The following is an 18,174-nucleotide window of genomic DNA, read 5'->3' as shown; positions in this document are numbered from 1 at the left end:
GCGTTACTCCTCCTGATGGAACAGCAGCACGTCCTTGAAAGAGATGTTGCCGTGAGTTGTCGCCACCTCACGGACGCTGCTGCCGCGCATCTTGCTGTACTCATCGCGTGTCATGTCCACGTCGCCGCCCAGCAGATGGTTGGTCATGTTGTGCTCTACCACCAGCTTGAACAGCAGCCTGCCCAGCCGGTCACCGAACACGCCCAGCGTACCCTCCAGCACCTCTTGCAGTGCGCGAGGCAGATATGTGCCCGTCCTCTCGGCGTGTAAGCGACCGCAATACTGCCGCAGAGCCTTCTCCACGAACTCGTTGCGGGTGGGGCAATTATCCAGCTTATAGAGCGCATCCACCTCCCGCCACACGTCGTCTGACAGCCAAACAGAGTGCCGGCTTTTCCCATTTTTATCCATCGAGTCACACCTCCTTCCTGCGCGTCCCGAAAGCCTTGTAAACACGGGGCTGACGGGCATTTTTACAAAGAATAGCGCCAAAGCACATTTGGAATTCGATAATCAGCGCCAATCGCAAAATGCCGCAAACCCTCGTGGCAGTCCGCACTGCGGGCTGCCGTGACCGGCATTGGCGCAGAAAAGCGCCAATGCTTTTCTCCTGCTCCGCTTTCGGCGCACCGAAAAGCGGGCAAAAACGCTCCAAATCTCCGGGGCCGCTATCCTTACCCTCCCGCGTCCCCGCGAGGCCACAAACCGGCCCACAAGGGCAAACACGGGGCTACATCTGTATCTGCGGAGACGGCCTCGGCTCCTCTTGAAGCTGCCGGGCGAAATCGTGCAGGCTCATGCCGTTTTGCTGCTGGCAAAACGCCTCCATCTTCCGCGCCAGCACCTCCTGCTCGGCAGCGTTCAGATGATAGCTCCAGTACTCCTCTGTACCGTCGCCCTTGCAGAGATTCAGCTCCAGCGTATCGCACGGCCTATCCCGCACGATGTCGTAGTTGGCGTAGATGTTCAGCCAGTCATCGTTCTCATCTGTACACACGAAGGTGCCGAAGGCGGCATCCACATCGAAGTCCGCCTGCACATAAAAATTCAGCTTCCCGTTTTCTATTAGGATCTCATCACTGAACGAAAAATTCTGCGCGGTGAGATGCCCCGCCGATGTGAGCTCCATGCCGTCCAACAGATTCAGCAGTTTGCGGAGCTGTTCCTCCGCCGTTGCGAAGCGCGGCCTTGTGGCCTGATGGATAGACGGGATCACATCCCGCATCGCCCACGTTGTCCAGCCGTTCATGATGTGGACTGCGGAAAACTCCCGCTTGTCAAAATCCAAATCAAACACGCCGGCGACCTCTCCTGTGTTCTCCATACGGAGCTGCATCAGTTGCTGGTACTCCTCCGATGTGATAGGCCGCGCATGCAAATACAGAGAGATGAATTTGCCGGTGCTGTGTTCTGTACTCGTGCAGTACCTGCGGAGCATCTGCGCAGTATCCAGCAGTTCCTCACCGGGCAAGGTCGTGAAGTACCACGTCTGTCCGTTTTCTGTTACACGGTACGCAGCACAGGTAACAGCCGCATCGTCCTGTATTCCCATATCAGTTGTCCTCCTTCGGTCTCACTTCGCTGATCTGCGCCTTGGGTGCGACCGATTTTGCCGGTCGCTTGGGCCTTGCGGCAGGCACCGCCTTACTGTCCACATACTCTCGCACCGCTTCCGGGACTTCCGACTCGTAGAGTTGTTGGAGCATTTCTGCCATACGCCGCTGTACAGACGACCGCTGCTTGCGGAGCGCGAATTCCAACGCATCCAGCTTGGCCGCATCAAAATTGATGGTGATATTGGTTTCTCCCATGCTGTGCCTCCTCACATTTTCATGTCCATATCGTGCTGCCGCTCTGCATACAGGCCGGTGAGCAGGCTCTGGAATGTCTCACCTACATCCACATTCCGATGCGCCATCCATGCCTTGCTCATCTGCTCCAACGGTCTGTCCTGCTCCAACAGGAAGACCAGCTCCTCGCGTGGCAGGCCCTCTCTCAGCAGCCTCAGCTCGCAGTCACAGGTCATCATGGCGTCGATCTCGTCTGCCGTCTGTATCAGTTCGTCGCGGGTACGCATATCCAGCCGACGCATATAATCGGCCATCTCATCCTCGATGCGCTGGGAGAGAATGTCCCACAGCTCTGTGTTGGTCTGCACCGGCTCGCCCTGTGTGACCCCCTCCACAAGAAACTGTGGCACATCGATGACCTCTGCATTGTGAAATGCGAGGTCACCGCGGTAGCCGATCTTCAGCGCGGAGAATTCACGCGCTGCCCTGACCAGCGCCGCAGGGCTTCCCGCAGGTATTTCTTGCTCCCAGCGATACCAGTTGTCCTTCTGTCGGCAGGGTATGAGCTTGAGGAGGACATAGTCCTCCGGCACAAATTTGGGATAACGGCAAAGTTGACCTGTCACATTATAGTAGGGTTTGCCCTCGCACATGACCGTCTGCTCCATGTACGCTCTCATCTTTTGCAGGTCGGCACAGAACCAGCATTCCGTATCACTGAAACGGCGGATCATGCCGTCATCCAGAATGCTGTTCAGGTTTTCTTTCTTCGCCAGGTGGTAGACCTCTGACGGTGCGTGTTCCTTTACATACGCCATGTCGTTTCCTCCTTGCAAGGCACAGAAAAAGCGCAGGCCTTCGCCTGCGCTTTTCATTGTTTCTATTCACTCTGATAGTATGCTCTTAACTTGTTCTACAAAGGGGTTCATGTCATCAAAGATGACGTCTGCGATCAGGGACCAGTTGATGCCGTCATAATCATGCACCAACCGATGCCGCAGCCCGGAGACAACGCTCCACGGAATGTCTGGATGTTCCTTTTTGAACTCTGGCGAAAGCTGATAGACCTGTTCACCGATGTTATAGACCGGCGTGGTTACTGCCCATTGAGAAAACTGCTCAGTCAACAACATCTCTCGTGTGATGCCCCGCCGTTCGATCTCGCTGCTCAGTGCATCCCACAGGGAAACAATCTTCTTCAACCGTTCAGTATCTGTCTTCTTCATGCGATACGGATACCCTCCTTCATTACGGACTCATAAAAAGGCGTTCCCGTATTGACCTCCCGCATCTCAAACACATCGGCATTCCGCCCAGTCATTTCACGCAAGTCCTCGGCCAGTGCGAAAATGTTACGGGGCACAAAGTCTTTTCCGCCCACGATAATGATGTCGATATCAGAATCGGGTGTGGCGTCACCACGGGCATACGATCCGAACAACAGCGCATATTCCGCGTGGTAGCGTTTCAGCAATTCCTTCACGACGGCTTTGACCTCACTGAGCGACAGCGTACTCATAGCGGTGGCACCTCCTTTAACCTGTTCTGCCATTATTATAGCCGATACACCTGAGAATAGCAATCAACTTTTACAGATTACCCTCATTCATACTCGATCCCCGGCACCTCCAGCCAGTGCGTCCAGCCGCGACCTTGGAGCGGTGTCTTGACCCCACCGTTTACATCTGCTGGATATCCATCCGACCGCCCTCGAAAGAACCGCTTGCGGCCATGTCTGATATCGCCTGGACATCCGCCCCCTGCTCCGCCGCCACAGCTGCGGGGAATATCTCGTGACTCAGCAGCGCATTGTTTGGCACGAGGACTACCTGATAGACGGTGTCCACGACATTGGGACTGAAGTTCCCCGCGATTTCGCGGAAGGCAGAGAGCAGTTTATTCGCTTCCAAGACGAAAGAAGTCTCTACTCCCTCTGCCAGCTCACTGGCGAAGGATATCCACGCAGAGGTAGTATGCACATCGGGCTGCGGCAGCAGCCTGTCCATTTGATCTGCGAATTCTCTCCTCAGCGTTCCTTCTTCCCACTCATATTGAAAATACTCCCGCAGGTCATTCAGCCCATACTGCATCAGCTCTTCGTTGCTGATACCCATTTGGCTGTGCAGAAATCTGTACGCCTCCTCACCGGGGATATGCGCGACGATGTAACGCAGCGCCCCATTCAGCAGTTTTTCATTTCGGTTCTCTGTCATGTTTGCCTCCTTATTCATACTCGATCCCCGGCACCTCCAGCCAGTGCGTCCAGCCGCGATCTTCCAGTTGCGTCTTGACTACGCCATACTTGGTGCCCATGGCCTCAACGACTTCACCATTGCCGATATATACGCCGATGTGTCCGGGCTTCCACACCGCCAGCCCCGGCGTATCCGGCATAGTCGCGATCTCACCCTTGCGCGTGGCGCTGTAGTACATCTCGTTGGCTCCGATGTCCGGCATACCATGTGTACCGTAGTCGATGGTCATGGTGTCGGTGGACAGCCAGCCGTAGCCCTTGATGAGCCCCACGCAGTCGGCAGTGTGTCTGCCCAGCCAGTTGGCGCGGATGAAGTCCGCGTACTTTCCTACGCCATCCGGATACTGCGTCAGCTTATATTGCAGCAGTTCCGGCGTCAGAACTTGTCCATAGGTTCCCCACACATAGCCCCACCCGGAGTTCCACGCATTGGCGACGTAGGTCACAAGGTCGGCGGCGTTCTTCGTAGTCGGGTCGGTGAGCATAGATGCATCCAACTCGATCGGCGCACTGCCGCCCGGCTCATACGCACCGTTGAAAGTGTCGCCGCCCATGCTGCCCATGACTATGGCGTAGATGTCCACGGCGTTGCTGCGCTCCGCATCTGTCACCACGCGGCCACGCCATGTGGTGAGTTTTTCGTAAACATCCTCCACCGACAGCGGCACAGCTACCTCGTATGTCTCCTCTACCAGCTCCTCCGTGCCGTCCTCCTGCGTCACCGTTACCATGCGCGTCCGTGTTTCCGTTTTATAAAAGCAGTCCACAAAGCGGTCTGCCGCGGAACGGGTCGGCGCGTTATCCCCAAAGCAGAGGGCAAAGAAAATAGCCTTGACCTGTACGGGGTCAAGGCCGCCTTCCTCGGCTTTCTGATTGACATAGACTGTCGCCGAATCTAAAAGCGAGAATGCCTCCTGCATCTCTGTGATATGCGCTCGGTATTCCGCAGGAATCTGGCTCGACAATTCCGCGCCATAGAACGCTGCGGATACCACGGCGTTGTTGTGCTGTGACGCGCCATCGCCGAAGCAGCACAGGAACGCCGCCAGTATAATAAGCGGCGACAAGAGCAACGCCAATACCCAACCGATGGCCTTTCGGCCATCCTCATTTGTCAGCAAGGCAGCCGCTGCTCGTGCCAATACGGGCGCGGCCATCACTTTCCACCTGCCGTTCCGAACAATACCGCCTTATGGTCCGGTGCTATGACCTTCAGATGATACCTCTCCGCGCCGCACTTAAACAGGCATTCGCCTCGCCGTGCGCGCCGGATGAGCTCGAACTCCGCCTCGTCCAGCTGCAGCATATCCATGTAGAACCGCCTGCCAATGGAGCCGGGATTGAACAGGAACTGGTGGGGCGGGATAGCGAACAGCGGTTTTGTCATTTCCCGCACGCCCTCCTGGTCGAAATCCTCCAAGTTTTGGGACGCCATCATCAGCGCAGAATCCCGTTTCCGCACGCGCTTCAAGCAGTTGCGGATATACTCAATGGCCACCGGATTGGACAGCCACAGGTACAGCTCATCCAATGCCGCCACCGTGTTGCCCGCCGTCAGAAGCCTGTCCGACATATACGCCAGCACATTGAACAGCAGGGCGTTCCGCAGGCTCTTGGCCGCCGTCAGTACGCCGCCTACGCCAAACACCAAAAATCTGTCGTCGGAGATATTGGTATGTCCGTTGAAGAACGGCGCGTCCGCACCCACGCACAGGGAGTGCAGCCCCAGCAGCACCTCCTGCAGCAGTTCCCGCGTGTACAGGCTGCCGTTCCTGTAATTCACCAATTCATTATTGATGAGCGCATACAGGTCAGAGAGAATGGGGTAGTCCTCCGGCATAAGCCGGCGGAAGTCTGTTTCCTCTGAGATACCCCATTTTTTATACAGCGCGGACAGCATGATCTCAATGGTATCCAACTGCGGGTCGGAGAAGTCCTTGTAGGCACGGAAGAAGTCCTTTAAAAAGGAGATGTGTCGCGCCAGCAGTGTGGACTTGCGGAAGGCCTCCGGCGCAGGCTCGTCTGTCTCTGTGTCCTCATTCCAGTACCGCACCTCCAGCACATTGATACGCTTCTCGCCGGCCATCAGGTCGATAAAGCAGCCACCCAGCTTACCACAAAGCTCCTCCAGCTCATGCTCCGCGTCCAGTGAGACCACGGACTTACCCGCCTCCAGCAGGTTGCAGATCAGCAGCTTCATGAGATAGCTCTTGCCCTGTCCGCTGTTGCCGAGGATGAGGATATTGGCAGAGGTCTTGTCGCTGTCGCGGCGGTCGAAATCCACCACGATGTTGCTTCCATATTTATCCTTGCCAATATAAAAGCCGTTCGGGTTTTGTCAATAAGGATAGAGAAAAAAGTAAATTATTTTTATGAGGTTACAACATCGGATTGAATAAGGCGCAGTACCTTGTCGGTAAAGGTTTCCCGGCTGGTCTGGCTGAAATGGAAATAAATATCAAAGGTCGTACCGCCAACGGTCTTTACCATATCGGGTGGCGGTACGTCCGGGGCGGGTGAAGCGTTGCCGCCCGCCATCACGGGCAGGGGGATGGCCTTGCCCTCTCTGCTGGTGCTGTCGCTCCCCTCCGGGGCGGGGATGGTGCTGGTGATCGTCATGCTGGGGTCGTAGGTCATAGGCTCTCCTTTCATCATTCATCAAAGTTAATCCACGTGAGCGCCATTTTGCCGCCCACGTTGGAGTGGGGGAAGGGGAATGTATTAGTCCCCCTTTGAGGACTGTCCACAAGCCCCCTGATTGCAAGGCTTTTCAGCCTCTAAATGTCCACGCCTGCGGCGTTCCCGTTCGCTGGCAGCTTTCTTTCTCCGGCGCACATTGGCGGCGCACTCGTCACAGTATTTGCCCCGATTGGAGCGCGGCACGAACATCGCCCCGCACTCGGCACAGGGCCGCGCCTGTCCTCGGTGGAGCAAGGCGGCACACAACCCCTTGTCTGTTGGCAGGACGGCGGCGCGGAACCATTTACAGACCAGGGAATAGGTGATACTCTGGACGCAGACACAAGGCTCCCAGCCGTCATCAAGAGCAAGACAGTTGCCGCCGTCATAATTGCAGCAGTCATGCACCAGCCGCCGGACGGCTCGGTACTGCTGGTAGGTCAGTCGGGGAATGCCGTTCACCGCTCCACCTCCCGGCGTTTCTGCTGGGTCTGCTCCTGCTGGTGTATGGCAGCATCGGCGTTCCGCTTCACCTGTTGAAGCCGCCGCAAATCGTCTTGGATAGGCTTGTACTGCTCATACTCGGCTGTGTACTCCTGGTGAAGCCTCGCCTGTTCCTGTTCCCACGCATGAACGGGGATTTTACCAGCAGGGGAACGGTGCTTGTCCAGCTTCCGGCGGGCCATGTGGAACGTCCTCAACTCGTTCTCATGCTCCCTCTCGAATTTTTCCCGCTTGCCCTTCCACTTGATACCCTGCAACTCGTCATAGACGGGCTTGGTGTCTCGGTAGAGGTCAACAAGGCGAAGCAGTTCCTTCAATTCGTTCAGACGGTCACGCTTCGCTTTCATGGATGTGTTGATGGCCTCCGTTCGTTCACTCTGGGCGGCGATATGGGTCTCTAAATCTTCCAGCGTAGCGATGCCCCTCTCGGTCAGAAAATTGATGGCCTCGGCAAAACCTTTAAGATTTCCAATCCTGGCGTTGCGGCTCCATGCTCCGGCGTTCCGGCCCTCATAGTAGTCGGTCAGCAGGGCGGCAAGGGTCGGGGCCTGGGGCTTGCTCAATTCTTCTTTTATGGCCTTAATCCAATCCGTCAGGCCGGCGATTTTCTTCCGAATATCCCGCAGAATGTTGTTGGCCTTTTTTATCCAGCGGTTCAGATCGCCCTTGTCGGTGGGGATGCCCTTGGCCTCCATCTGGCGGACGGCCACGCCCTCATGGACGGTGGGCAGCAGGTCAAGGCCCTGACGCTCATAGGAGCGGTGGTCGATGCGGCAGGTCAGCCCCTTTTCCTCAAACTTGGCGTTCACCATAGCGGCCCACGCCTCCCGCCAATGTTCCAGTGTTTCCGGGCTTCCCCAGTCGGTAGTGGGAACAGCGTCAAAGAGGGGCTTGCCGTCCTCTCCCATAATGCGGTTCCCGTCCTCGTCCAGACGGTAGCGGCGGCGCTGCTTGCACCCCCATTTGCCGTCTGGCTCAATGGGCCGGATGGGGCAGAGAACATGAAAGTGCGGGTTAGGAATACCGCCGTCCTCCTTGTCCGGCTGGTGGATGGCAAAGTCGGTAATCATGCCCCGGCCCACAAGCTGCTCCGAAACAAATTGCCTTGCAAGAGCGATGTTTTCCTCCAATGAAAACTCGTTCTGCAAGGCAATGTCAAAGCTATATGCAAGCTGGGCTTTCTTGCCGCGCTCGGCCTTCTCCACGGCGTTCCAGAGGGTGGCGCGGTCTTGGTACTGGTTGGGGGCCTGGGGCGGCAGGAGAATGTCTGTGCAGACCACGCCGCCCTTGTGGGTGTAGTCGCTGACCTCGCCATAGTATTCGCTATACAATTTCTCCCCGGCTCGGTAGGCGGCGGACGTGACAACAGACTGTCCCGCGCTCCGTTTGACCTGGGTAACGTGGAGATGGAACAGGGCCAATTATCCGCTTTCCTGCTGGTCAGTGGCTTGGCTCACCAGGGCGGCAACTTCCGGCAGGGAAAAGACCTTTTCCATCAAAAGAAAAAAGGCCCTTTCGCTCATGCCGCGCACCTCCGGGGCGATACTCTCCACCGCTCCGCCACGGGTGATAAGTCGGTGGTTTCGCTTCTTCCTTTCGCCTTGGGTGTAGTAGCGGATGCGGTTCTCATACCGCTGGCCTCTGTGCTGGTACTGCTCCAACTTAGCGGTGGCCTCAGCATACTCTTTCTCTAATTCTTCGCGTGACTTGTCCATCGTGTTTGACCTCCTTCTTGGCAAAACAAAAGACCGTCTACCTGCTGTGTCGGGTAAACGGTCAAGGGTAACGGTATTCGGTTTTAGCCTCGCTGGAAAGGTGCAGACGCAGAGCGGATGTACCTTTCCAGCGAGGGCGCAGGGATAGCCGCAAAGCGGCGCAAGGGGCGCAGCCCCTTGTACGGAGCGGAGCGACGCAAACGGCCCGGACTTTCGGAAGTCCGGGCCGTAGCCTCGCAGAGCGCACGATACATGGTCGCAGACCATGTATAGAAGTGCGCCCTTTGTTCCAAAGGGATTTTATAAGTCCATCATTGATGGGAGAATTTTGTTGAACATATGGCGCACCTTATCAATCCGGGTGTTTGGGCGGCGTGGCTGAAAAACTGGTTCGCCGCTGGCGATTTGATACCCCTTCAATTCTGTTAAACAAACGCTTCTCCCGTTTGTATAAAAGGTGAGGTCATTGCGGTACTCTTGCACACAGCGGGCAGGGATTTCGCCAGTAAAAATCACCTCGCTGTTTTTAACCTGGGTCGTTTCAATACTCGCGCAATATTTTGGTGCGTCATGATAAGCTCTGGAGAGATATTCCTGCGGCGCATAGAGTGTAAAAGAAAGATATGGTTCCAATAGCTGCGTCCCCGCCTTTTTCAACACCTGCTCCAATACAATAGGTGCCAATGACCGAAAGTCTGCGGGAGTGCTGACCGGACTATAATAAAGCCCATACTCAAAACAGATTTTACAGTCCGTTACCTTCCATCCATACACGCCTTGTTCCAGACCGTAGCGGATACCATCCAATACAGCGTTTTGAAAACTCTGATTCAAGTATCCAACGGAAACTTTGCTCTCATACTGCACTCCGGTGCCAAGGGGGAGAGGGGTGACGGACAGCCCGATGGACGCCCAGAATGGATTGGGCGGCACTTCGATATGAATGGTGTGACTTACCGCTTTCAATGGCCTCTCCATATAGATGACGGTAGGTTCTTTTGCAGTTGTGTTGAGCTGATATTTTTCCACCAGAAGATCAGAGATAATTTCCAATTGTACCCGGCCCAAAAAGGAGAGAATGATCTCATGGGTCACAGCGTCTACTTCATAGCGCAGAAGCGGGTCGGTATCCGCAATTTCTGTCAAGGCGTTTAACAAGCGTTCCCTCTGTTCTGGTTTCTCTGGTGCAATTGTTGTCCGCAGCAAAGGGAGAGGATTGTCGCTCCACGTTTCACGGGGCAGCAGCAGTTTGTTTCCCAGCACATCATTCAGCCGCAAACTGTCGCAGGGTACAATGACGATCTCGCCCGCATGGGCAATCTCTGTTCGGACAATCTCACCCTTTGAGGGGATACGCATTTCCGTAATTTTCAGTTTTTCTTTCCCTGCCAAGGCTACGGAATCCCGCAAATGAAGCGTACCGCTATACAACCGCAGATAGGCAAGGCGTTGGCTCTGGTTTGCGTACTCAACTTTGAACACAGTTCCGCACAATTCAGAGCTGTTCTGCCCGGTGGGTGATTGGAATGTATCTGTGACCGCTTCAATGAGTTGTCGGATTCCCAAGTTTACCTTGGCACTGCCATGATAGACCGGAAACAGAGAGACGCTTTGGATTCTCCTGTTTTCCTCCCGCAGAAGTTCTTCTTTGTCCATTGGTTCTCCGGCAATATATTTCTCCAACAATTCATCACAGTCCGCAATCACGGTATCCCAATTCTCCAGCCCCATGTTTTCCATGATGGATATATCCGGGGAAAGCTGCACGTTCTGCTTAATAATCATATTTGCGGAGAGCTTATCTCGGATAGACTGATACACACCTGGCAGGTCAATCCCGTCCTGGTCGATTTTGTTAATAAAGATAACAGTTGGGATTTTCATTACTTGCAGAGCATGAAACAGAATACGGGTCTGCGCCTGAACGCCGTCTTTTGCAGAAACAACCAAAATCGCTCCGTCAAGAATGGCAAGGGAGCGATAGACCTCCGCTAAGAAATCCATATGCCCAGGAGTATCCACAATGTTGACCTTACAATCGTGCCACTGAAAGGAAGTGACCGCCGTTTGAATGGTGATTCCACGCTGCCGCTCTAAAAACATGGTGTCCGTTCTCGTTGTTCCCTGATCCACACTGCCGGGCGCCTCGATTGCTCCGCTGGTATATAACAGGCTCTCCGTCAAGGTCGTCTTACCTGCGTCTACATGAGCAAGAATGCCAATATTGATGATTTTCATATGATTGTCCTCCATACAAGGCCCAGAAGGGCGCAAAAATCCCCAGCGACAAATACTTTTACCGCTGGGGATGATAGGTAGGACACACATGAAAACTGCGGCCAAGGCTGGCCGTTGTCTATCACGATATGAAATGAAAAGGCAAAAGTATTCTTAAATTGGGTACAAAAACCAAGCCCTCTCCTTGAGGACGTTTGTCTTTGTTCCCATTATCAAATTTTATTTAAGAATACCTTGCCGCATATTGATAAACTCCTTTGCTTGGATTTTTATAGTATAGCATATCAAATTCCCAAAAGCAACCCTGTTAAGATAAATTTTTTCTGTCACTGCACCTCCATATCTCTCTCGTGTATACGCCATACGCAACTCTTTTCAAAAAAGAAGTGGACGCGCTGGCAAAGCTGTGGTAGAATGAAACGAAAGAAGGTGAGGATGGTGGAGCTCAAAACGACAATCGCCCAGGGACTGCACGTCACAGATGACAGCGCGGGTTATGATGCCGCCTGTAAGCGTGTCCTGTCTGAAAAGGCAATCCTGGCGCGGATTATGAAGTCCTGCCTGGAAGAATACAAGGATTGCGATGTCAATGATATTGCCGAGAAGTACATTGAGGGCCAACCCCAGGTGTCCGCCGTCCCGGTGCTGCCGGACGAGGGTGGCACAGTCATCAGCGGCATGGACACCGAGGACAAATCGGTGCGCGAGGGGACAGTCACCTATGACATTCGCTTCCGCGCCATCGTTCCCGACTCCGAGGAACAAATTGCCCTCATCATCAACGTGGAGGCCCAGAACGATTTTTACCCCGGCTATCCGCTGATAAAGCGTGGCATATACTACTGTTGCCGCATGATTTCTTCCCAGTACGGCAGGGAGTTCACTGGCTCCCATTATGAGAAAATCAAGAAGGTCTACTCCATCTGGATTTGCATGAAACCGCCGCAGTATCGAGAGAACACCATTACCCGGTATCGGCTGGTGGAAGAATATCTGGTCGGCGAGGGCAAAGAACCCATCAGGAATTATGATTTGCTGTCCATCATCATGCTGTGCCTTGGCGGGCCGGATGGGTCAAATTATGACGGCGTATTGCGGATGCTGGATGTGCTTCTCTCCAACGAAACCAGCGAGGCGGAAAAGCGGAAAATTTTGCAGGACGATTACGACATTCAAATGACGCAGACAATGGAAAGGGAGGTGTCGGTCATGTGTAATTTGAGCAAGGGCGTTGAGGAAAAAGGCGTTGCTAAAGGTATCTTGTCCTCTATCAAAAACCTCATGGAAACGATGGGGCTGACCATTGAACAGGCTATGGCGGCGCTGAAAGTCCCGGAGGGCGAACGTCAGAAATATATGGATTTGCTGGAACGGCAGTAATGACAAAAACGCCACGGACTATCGTTGTCCCTGGCGTTTTCTGTATCTACGTTAGCTGACTTGAGCAGCTTCGGCTTCTGCCTGTTTCTTCCTGTGGTAGTTCTCCCGCCTCGCGGCAAGCATACGTTCATACCGGGCCTGGGCTTCGGGATCTCCGGCGGCAGCGTCCGCATACATTTTCTGACGGGACTTCTTTACCGCTTCTGACTGTTGCGCTCTCTGCTGCGCCAACTCTGCCGCCGCTACCGGGTCGGTTTCGGCGCGGGCTTTCAAATCCTGCAAAGCCGCCTTTTTCCGATTGCGATGGGCTTCCAGCCGTTCCGCTTCTTCTAGGGTGAGAGGCAAACCTGCCTCGGCACATCTGGCAAGTTCTTTCAACGTCCGCTGTTGGGGCTTCGGGGGCTGTGCGGACTTCTGCCTGTCACGCCACGCTTTGTGCTGCTCGGCTTTCTTCTGGCGGTGCGCCGCAAGCCGCTCCGCTTCCTCCGGGGTGAGATCGGCTCCATCCAGCTTGGCGAGTTCCTTCAGTGAGCGTTTGCGAGGCTTCTCTGGCTGACTGGCCTTTTTCTTGTCGCGTTGCTTCTGCTGATAGGCCCGATTGCGCTCTAACCGCCGTTCTTCCTCCGCCTGTTCCTCCGGGGTCAACAGGCCCGCCCGCTTCCTCGCGGTAAACTCCCGGCGCTCCTGCTTGTACCTCTCATACCGAACCTGGGCAAGCACCTGGGAGCGTTCCTCTTTCTCTGCCTGTTCCTCCTGCTGGCGGCGTTCTTCCTCCTGCTCCATCGGGGTCACAATGTCGGCGGGAACCTCAAACGCGCCAATGAAATTGAAATAGAAATCTAACCGCTGACGGCGCTGCTTTCCCCGTCCGTTGCCCTCATGGACAACGATTTTCTCGATAAACTCATTGAGAATGGGCGTAGTCAGTTCCGAAAAATCGGTGTACCGCTTGGCAAGGTCGATAAACTCCGTCATTCTCACCCGGTCGGCGTTCCAGTTGTCCAGCAAGCCCTGCCACTCCGTCATGGAGGCTTCCAGCGCGGCCTGTTCCTCGTCATACTCGGCAAGGAGACGGCTGAAATGCTTATCCGGCAGCTTGCCCGTGGCGTTGGCCTCGTACAGCTTCTTCACCAGTCCGTCCAGTTCGGCGTGGCGCTTCTTCGCCTGGACAATCTGTTTCCGGCAATCCTTGACTGCTTCCTCCTGGCGCAGACTGGATGCCTTTCGAACCCGCTGAACAAACTCCTGCTCGTTGTTGCGGACATACCAGCTTATCCGCTGGATGGCGGAGAGGATCGCCGCTTCCAGCTTTTGCGTGGCAACATAGTGAATGGTGCAATCCTCCATAGGTGCCCGGTATCTGGAACAGGTGAAAGCATCGTCAATGTACTTGCCTTGGACAAGACTGTTGTGGTGGGTCAGCTTTGCGCCGCAGTCGGCACAGTAGAGCAGTCCGGTTAAACGGTTAGGGGCATTACTCCGCTTGGGTGTCCGGCGCTTGGTTTCCCGCAAACGCTGAACATTGTGCCACGTTTCTTCGTCAATGATGGCGGGGACGGCTCCCTCAAATACAAATTGTTCCTCTGGCATTGTCCTGCGGGTGCTTTTAGTCTTGTAGTTCTCACAGACAGTCTTGCCCAGCACCTTGCGCCCCAGGTACTCCGGCCTTTTAAGAATATAACCCAGGGTGGTGGCAGACCATGCGTAGGGGTCGCGGTAGCTGTTGGCTCGAACAGGACAGCCGATACGCTTCCAGTGTTCGGAAGGGATGGGGATTTGCTCGGCCCGCAGCGTTCGGGCGATGCCGTTGACGCTCTGACCGTCCATGACCATCTGAAAGATGCGGCGCACAACGGCGGCAGCTTCCTCGTCGATCACCCACTCGCCCTTTTCTTCTTTTGAGGCGAGATAGCCATAGGGGACGGCCCCCGAACAGCGCAGGCCCTTTTCCATTCTGGACTTGAAAACGGTCTTGATTTTGCGGCTGGTGTCAGCAACGTACCACTCATTTATCACATCCCGGAAGATGGACATAATATCAAATCCATTGGCGGTGTCCAGGTTGTCATTGGCGGCGATAAAGCGGACGTTGTACTCGTCAAAGGTGCGTTTGAGCAAGCCGACCTCCACCACGTCACGGCCTATTCTGCTCTGGTCTTTGACAATGACGGTAGCCACATTTCCGGCCCGTATCTCGTCCACCATAGCGTCCAGGCCGGGCCGCTTGAAGGTCGTTCCCCGCACCCCGTCATCGGTGAAGTGGCGGACATTAGTGAAGCCATTTTTTCGGGCGTAGTCCTCCAGGATGCGCTTTTGATTTTCTACGGACACGCTCTCGTCAGACCGCCCATCGTCGTGAGATAACCTTTCGTACAATGCTGTGATTTTACCCTTTTGCTCCTGCTTCCTCATGTGTGTAACCTCCTGTTTTGTATTTTCACGACCTTTCTATCCTTATTATAGTGACCCTTTGGGATCTGTTTTACCGGAGTAGTTGAATGGGTACAGGTTGGCCACGCTGCCAGCGGGCAGTACGCGTTCGAACTCCCGGCCAAGGGCGTTATAGCCTACGGGACTGGCGCAGTAAAAGCCCTGCTTCTGCCGCAGGAGCAGCTTGTCCACATTCAACTTACAGCGCACCAGCTCCGACAGCACATCGGTCTGAAGCTGCCGCAGGTACCCCATGCTGTCCGCCGTCATCTCCAGATACACGGCGCAGTGGAGCAGCGGCTCATGCTCACGGTGCATCTTATGCACCAGCTCCGCCACATCCCGCAGGTTGCTCTCGGCCTCCACTGCCTGCCGCAGCTTGTTAGGATCTGAACCGTCCAGCTTGTTCTTCTTGTTGGCATTGTCGATGATCCTGTCCTCCTCACCGGGGGACACCTGCCGGCAATATATCCGCAGCGTCACGCCGCTTTTTTCGCCCAAGTGCCGCAGGATGGCCTGAGATTCAGTGCTGGCGGGGTATTCCCGCAGCGCCCAGACGCAGCGGTAGGTATTGCCGAAGATGTAGTGATCCACCTCGAACTTCACCACGCCCGGTGCGATGCAATCCAGAAAGGAGCGGATAAATGCCTCCTGCGGCGAGATCTCCTTTTTGTGAAACGGGTTTTTCATGCCATCCACCTCACCAGCAGAAAAATTCCATGCGCGGCTCCAGCTCCGGTTCGTGGCCGGTAAACTGCTCCGGCTCCCGAAATCGCTGCGTGTACCGATCCAACTGCTCGTCTGTCAGAGAGCAGAAGCCGCCCTCATGGTCATCCCCCACCAGGAAAAACGGCCCGCAGATAATATCATCCTCGAGCCACCGATTGGGCTTCATGCCATTGAGCTTTCCCTCTTCATTGCAGCAGAGGATCACGCCATCCTCTACATATACCGGCTGAAATAGTCCCTGCACCTCCTGCTGAATCGCCTCCAACCCATCCTTCATATCCTTTACATAGGGCACTTCGCCCGGTTCAACTTTCAAAATCCGCATTTTCTTCCTCCATTTCCGCCGTCAGCCAATGCGCACCGTCTACGAGGTCAAACGCCTCGTGGGTGGCGTCTTGTTCAAAATAAATCGCAAGCAGCTCCAATAGTTCCGCTCCTTCCACTCGGCGAACGGTAAAGCCACTGTCCCGCAGCCGCTGTTCCACTGTCGCGAGGTTGATCGCACCGTCCGTCTTTCTGCGCCGCAGCACAAAGCAGAATTGTCTGGATGATGCCATCATGGTCTGCACATCGTCCAGATGCCGCCGGTCCTGCGCCAGCAGAGCGCGAATAGCGGGATTGCCTTCCTCCTCTGTTCTGCGCCGATAATAGAGACGGTTATCCTGATAGGACTCCTTGGAGTCTAACGCCAGCAGCTCCATCTCTGCCGAGGTCTTCAGCACATTCAGCAGTGCTGTCACCCTCGTGCGGACACCCGACTCCGGCAGCACGTTCAGGTTAGTAGGCTGCACAAGGTAAAAGGTCAACTCACCGCCTGCCGTCAGCACGCTGCTGTCCGTCACGCTCTCAATGCCCACCAGCTGCTGCGTGGACTTTTTCTTTCTCATACTCGTTCCCTCCATTCGTAGTATTGCTGCCCGAAAAAGAAGAACGCTGCGGCGTAGCGCAGAAAGTCCAGCATGCTGACGCCGCCGTGCCGAATACAGAGAAAGGCCAGTGCCGCTGTGACCACCAGCGGAACCACGGTGCCGGCCTGCGTCAGTGCCAGTGCCGACAGCAGCAGGCCGATGCCGATGAACGCCACGTCCCGCAGCGTCCACATCCACAGCATTGGGCGAGCCGTCAGATTTTCAGGGTATAGGTACATAGTTTTCCTCCAAAAGTGAAGCCGCAGGCACACGCCTGCGGCTCTGCATGTTGTTATTCCGCATCCACTGCGTCGTTCAGCTCCCGCTCGATGAGGCCGAGAATGAAGTCCTTCTGCTTCAAGCCGTGTTTGGCAAGGTAATCCTTCAGGCGGTCAAAGAGCTCCTCCGGTACCTGAAAGGCGATGGTGCGATTGGTATTGCCCATGTTTTTTGCTCCTCCTTCAAAATGTTCGTTGAGTATATCCGTGATGTAGTCTGCCAGCGTCTGTCCACGCTGCTCCTGCTCCGCACGCAGCCGCTGGTGCAGCGACAGCGGAATGGGTGCGCAGAGGTTTTTCTTTTCCTCCATGGTGTGCTCCTTTCCGCCTCCCTCCGAGGCAAGCAAAGCATAGCCGAAGCGCAATGGGAAAGCTATTGACAAGTACAACGAAGAAGCAGGCGCAAACGAAGCACAATGGACAAGTTATGTTTAATCACTTCCCCGTATGGCGTCCGCCATACACTTCATCACGAAATCCACGCAGGGGATGGCCATGGCGTTATGTGAAGCTCAACATAACAGTGTTTATTTAATCATGGTCGTTATGAGAAGAACAGATGTGAAAACTGCGCCAGGAGAGGATTCCTGGCGCAGTTGCTTCACATAATGTGCTATGCTTTTTGAGACCCAAAACTTTTCAACCACTCCATNACATAACAGTGTTTATTTAATCATGGTCGTTATGAGAAGAACAGATGTGAAAACTGCGCCAGGAGAGGATTCCTGGCGCAGTTGCTTCACATAATGTGCTATGCTTTTTGAGACCCAAAACTTTTCAACCACTCCATCGTACTCCGGCTTTTCTGCCAGGAAGGCATTGAGGGAACTGGAGAATCCGAAACTCGTTCCAGAGCTTTCTGCTTCATTGTAAGACTTGAACGGGCATATATGTCTGTAGTTTTAATGTCGGAATGTCCGAGGAAATCGCGCACATGAACGAGATCATTATCCGCGTCGTAAATGTGCATTGCTTTAGTATGGCGCATCAAATGCGGAGGAATTTTCTCCGGTATGGAAGGATCAATCACTGAAGCGGCCTTGGCATATTTGTTCAGGATGTACGTAACCCCTGCACGAGTCAGCTTTTGCCCGTTGCGGTTCATAAATAGCGGCAGATGACTTTTTTCCGGTACAAGCATGTGCATTTCAGTAAGATATTTTTTCAAGTTCTGCGCCGTTGCCGGCAAAATGGGAACTACCCTGGTTTTTCTGCCTTTACCAAGGATCTTGACACTTGCAGGATAATCAAGACGGACATCTTCAATAC

At 54.6% G+C, this 18,174-nt stretch carries 20 protein-coding genes and 2 pseudogenes; 1 reads left to right on the top strand and 21 read right to left on the bottom strand.

Going from position 1 to position 18,174, the window contains the following annotated elements; translation table 11 throughout:
- Positions 1-3: 3 nt before the first annotated feature.
- From ACOMDU_RS09915 to tet, 14 genes and pseudogenes are all read right to left on the bottom strand, one after another.
- Positions 4-411: a hypothetical protein gene (locus tag ACOMDU_RS09915; protein ID WP_421130159.1), complete on the bottom strand. Its 408-nt coding sequence runs from the start codon at positions 409-411 to the stop codon at positions 4-6.
- A gap of 319 nt (positions 412-730) precedes the next feature.
- Entirely contained in the window at positions 731-1,552 is an 822-nt protein-coding gene (locus tag ACOMDU_RS09910; RefSeq protein WP_421130158.1) for a hypothetical protein, read from the bottom strand.
- Position 1,553: 1 nt separating this feature from the next.
- Complete coding sequence (locus ACOMDU_RS09905) at positions 1,554-1,811, bottom strand: DUF6103 family protein (RefSeq protein WP_421130157.1); 258 nt, start codon at positions 1,809-1,811, stop codon at positions 1,554-1,556.
- 11 nt (positions 1,812-1,822) lie between these two features.
- Positions 1,823-2,608, bottom strand: coding sequence for a hypothetical protein (locus ACOMDU_RS09900; RefSeq protein ID WP_421130156.1), 786 nt, complete (start codon positions 2,606-2,608; stop codon positions 1,823-1,825).
- A gap of 66 nt (positions 2,609-2,674) precedes the next feature.
- The gene (locus tag ACOMDU_RS09895; protein ID WP_421130155.1) at positions 2,675-3,016 is read right to left on the bottom strand and encodes a HepT-like ribonuclease domain-containing protein; all 342 of its coding nucleotides are present in this window, start codon (positions 3,014-3,016) and stop codon (positions 2,675-2,677) included.
- Positions 3,013-3,309 carry a nucleotidyltransferase family protein gene (locus ACOMDU_RS09890; RefSeq protein ID WP_421130154.1) on the bottom strand — a complete coding sequence of 99 codons (297 nt, stop codon included), beginning with the start codon at positions 3,307-3,309 and terminating at the stop codon, positions 3,013-3,015. Before ACOMDU_RS09890 ends, ACOMDU_RS09895 begins: the two co-directional genes overlap by 4 nt.
- A 160-nt stretch (positions 3,310-3,469) precedes the next feature.
- Complete coding sequence (locus ACOMDU_RS09885; RefSeq protein WP_421130153.1) at positions 3,470-4,003, bottom strand: hypothetical protein; 534 nt, start codon at positions 4,001-4,003, stop codon at positions 3,470-3,472.
- A gap of 10 nt (positions 4,004-4,013) precedes the next feature.
- Positions 4,014-5,201 carry a hypothetical protein gene (locus tag ACOMDU_RS09880; protein ID WP_421130152.1) on the bottom strand — a complete coding sequence of 396 codons (1,188 nt, stop codon included), beginning with the start codon at positions 5,199-5,201 and terminating at the stop codon, positions 4,014-4,016.
- Positions 5,201-6,379 (bottom strand): annotated as a pseudogene (locus ACOMDU_RS09875) (VirB4 family type IV secretion system protein); the annotation flags it as partial. The pseudogene ACOMDU_RS09875 and the gene ACOMDU_RS09880, both read right to left, overlap by 1 nt.
- Before the next feature lie 35 nt (positions 6,380-6,414).
- Complete coding sequence (locus tag ACOMDU_RS09870) at positions 6,415-6,681, bottom strand: transposon-encoded TnpW family protein (RefSeq protein ID WP_035300361.1); 267 nt, start codon at positions 6,679-6,681, stop codon at positions 6,415-6,417.
- A gap of 84 nt (positions 6,682-6,765) precedes the next feature.
- The gene (locus ACOMDU_RS09865) at positions 6,766-7,185 is read right to left on the bottom strand and encodes a cysteine-rich VLP domain-containing protein (protein WP_021631987.1); all 420 of its coding nucleotides are present in this window, start codon (positions 7,183-7,185) and stop codon (positions 6,766-6,768) included.
- A complete protein-coding gene (gene mobQ / locus ACOMDU_RS09860) occupies positions 7,182-8,648 on the bottom strand; it encodes a MobQ family relaxase (RefSeq protein ID WP_421130151.1) in 1,467 nt (488 codons plus the stop codon). The genes ACOMDU_RS09865 and mobQ overlap by 4 nt, the downstream gene beginning before the upstream one ends.
- Positions 8,649-8,942, bottom strand: coding sequence for a DUF3847 domain-containing protein (locus tag ACOMDU_RS09855; protein WP_021631985.1), 294 nt, complete (start codon positions 8,940-8,942; stop codon positions 8,649-8,651).
- Between the two features lie 300 nt (positions 8,943-9,242).
- Positions 9,243-11,180, bottom strand: coding sequence for a TetM/TetW/TetO/TetS family tetracycline resistance ribosomal protection protein (gene tet / locus ACOMDU_RS09850; RefSeq protein WP_035300359.1), 1,938 nt, complete (start codon positions 11,178-11,180; stop codon positions 9,243-9,245).
- Positions 11,181-11,594: 414 nt separating this feature from the next.
- On the opposite strand from tet, the gene ACOMDU_RS09845 reads away from it, so the two are divergent.
- Positions 11,595-12,560, top strand: coding sequence for a hypothetical protein (locus ACOMDU_RS09845; protein ID WP_021631983.1), 966 nt, complete (start codon positions 11,595-11,597; stop codon positions 12,558-12,560).
- 51 nt (positions 12,561-12,611) lie between these two features.
- Here ACOMDU_RS09845 and ACOMDU_RS09840 read toward each other — a convergent pair whose 3' ends face one another.
- The 7 genes and pseudogenes from ACOMDU_RS09840 to ACOMDU_RS09810 all read right to left on the bottom strand — a co-directional run.
- Entirely contained in the window at positions 12,612-14,972 is a 2,361-nt protein-coding gene (locus tag ACOMDU_RS09840; RefSeq protein WP_021631982.1) for a recombinase family protein, read from the bottom strand.
- A 54-nt stretch (positions 14,973-15,026) separates the two neighbouring features.
- A pseudogene (locus ACOMDU_RS09835) lies at positions 15,027-15,680 on the bottom strand (type VI secretion protein); the annotation flags it as partial.
- A 10-nt stretch (positions 15,681-15,690) separates the two neighbouring features.
- Entirely contained in the window at positions 15,691-16,044 is a 354-nt protein-coding gene (locus ACOMDU_RS09830; protein WP_421130150.1) for a DUF3846 domain-containing protein, read from the bottom strand.
- Positions 16,025-16,606, bottom strand: a complete 582-nt coding sequence (locus tag ACOMDU_RS09825; RefSeq protein WP_421130149.1) for a hypothetical protein — start codon at positions 16,604-16,606, stop codon at positions 16,025-16,027. Before ACOMDU_RS09825 ends, ACOMDU_RS09830 begins: the two co-directional genes overlap by 20 nt.
- Positions 16,603-16,866, bottom strand: a complete 264-nt coding sequence (locus ACOMDU_RS09820; protein ID WP_421130148.1) for a hypothetical protein — start codon at positions 16,864-16,866, stop codon at positions 16,603-16,605. The genes ACOMDU_RS09825 and ACOMDU_RS09820 overlap by 4 nt, the downstream gene beginning before the upstream one ends.
- Positions 16,867-16,919: 53 nt before the next feature.
- On the bottom strand, positions 16,920-17,216 hold the full coding sequence (locus ACOMDU_RS09815; protein WP_421130147.1) for a 4-oxalocrotonate tautomerase: 297 nt from the start codon (positions 17,214-17,216) through the stop codon (positions 16,920-16,922).
- A 440-nt stretch (positions 17,217-17,656) separates the two neighbouring features.
- On the bottom strand, positions 17,657-18,174 hold a 518-nt coding region (locus ACOMDU_RS09810; protein WP_421130146.1), incomplete at its 5' end, for a tyrosine-type recombinase/integrase.

Origin of the sequence: Vescimonas sanitatis, assembly GCF_049060325.1 — a bacterium.
Lineage (GTDB): Bacteria > Bacillota > Clostridia > Oscillospirales > Oscillospiraceae > Vescimonas > Vescimonas sanitatis.
The sequence above is the reverse complement of the archived record's forward strand: the minus strand, read 5'-3'. Positions and strand labels throughout refer to the sequence as shown.

Coding starts and splice junctions, on each gene's coding strand:
- ACOMDU_RS09915 (WP_421130159.1), bottom strand. CDS start 411: ATGGATAAAAATGGGAAAAGCCGGCACTCTGTTTGGCTGTCAGACGAC.
- ACOMDU_RS09910 (WP_421130158.1), bottom strand. CDS start 1,552: ATGGGAATACAGGACGATGCGGCTGTTACCTGTGCTGCGTACCGTGTA.
- ACOMDU_RS09905 (WP_421130157.1), bottom strand. CDS start 1,811: ATGGGAGAAACCAATATCACCATCAATTTTGATGCGGCCAAGCTGGAT.
- ACOMDU_RS09900 (WP_421130156.1), bottom strand. CDS start 2,608: ATGGCGTATGTAAAGGAACACGCACCGTCAGAGGTCTACCACCTGGCG.
- ACOMDU_RS09895 (WP_421130155.1), bottom strand. CDS start 3,016: ATGAAGAAGACAGATACTGAACGGTTGAAGAAGATTGTTTCCCTGTGG.
- ACOMDU_RS09890 (WP_421130154.1), bottom strand. CDS start 3,309: ATGAGTACGCTGTCGCTCAGTGAGGTCAAAGCCGTCGTGAAGGAATTG.
- ACOMDU_RS09885 (WP_421130153.1), bottom strand. CDS start 4,003: ATGACAGAGAACCGAAATGAAAAACTGCTGAATGGGGCGCTGCGTTAC.
- ACOMDU_RS09880 (WP_421130152.1), bottom strand. CDS start 5,201: ATGGCCGCGCCCGTATTGGCACGAGCAGCGGCTGCCTTGCTGACAAAT.
- ACOMDU_RS09870 (WP_035300361.1), bottom strand. CDS start 6,681: ATGACCTACGACCCCAGCATGACGATCACCAGCACCATCCCCGCCCCG.
- ACOMDU_RS09855 (WP_021631985.1), bottom strand. CDS start 8,942: ATGGACAAGTCACGCGAAGAATTAGAGAAAGAGTATGCTGAGGCCACC.
- tet (WP_035300359.1), bottom strand. CDS start 11,180: ATGAAAATCATCAATATTGGCATTCTTGCTCATGTAGACGCAGGTAAG.
- ACOMDU_RS09845 (WP_021631983.1), top strand. CDS start 11,595: ATGAAACGAAAGAAGGTGAGGATGGTGGAGCTCAAAACGACAATCGCC.
- ACOMDU_RS09840 (WP_021631982.1), bottom strand. CDS start 14,972: ATGAGGAAGCAGGAGCAAAAGGGTAAAATCACAGCATTGTACGAAAGG.
- ACOMDU_RS09830 (WP_421130150.1), bottom strand. CDS start 16,044: ATGCGGATTTTGAAAGTTGAACCGGGCGAAGTGCCCTATGTAAAGGAT.
- ACOMDU_RS09825 (WP_421130149.1), bottom strand. CDS start 16,606: ATGAGAAAGAAAAAGTCCACGCAGCAGCTGGTGGGCATTGAGAGCGTG.
- ACOMDU_RS09820 (WP_421130148.1), bottom strand. CDS start 16,866: ATGTACCTATACCCTGAAAATCTGACGGCTCGCCCAATGCTGTGGATG.
- ACOMDU_RS09815 (WP_421130147.1), bottom strand. CDS start 17,216: ATGGAGGAAAAGAAAAACCTCTGCGCACCCATTCCGCTGTCGCTGCAC.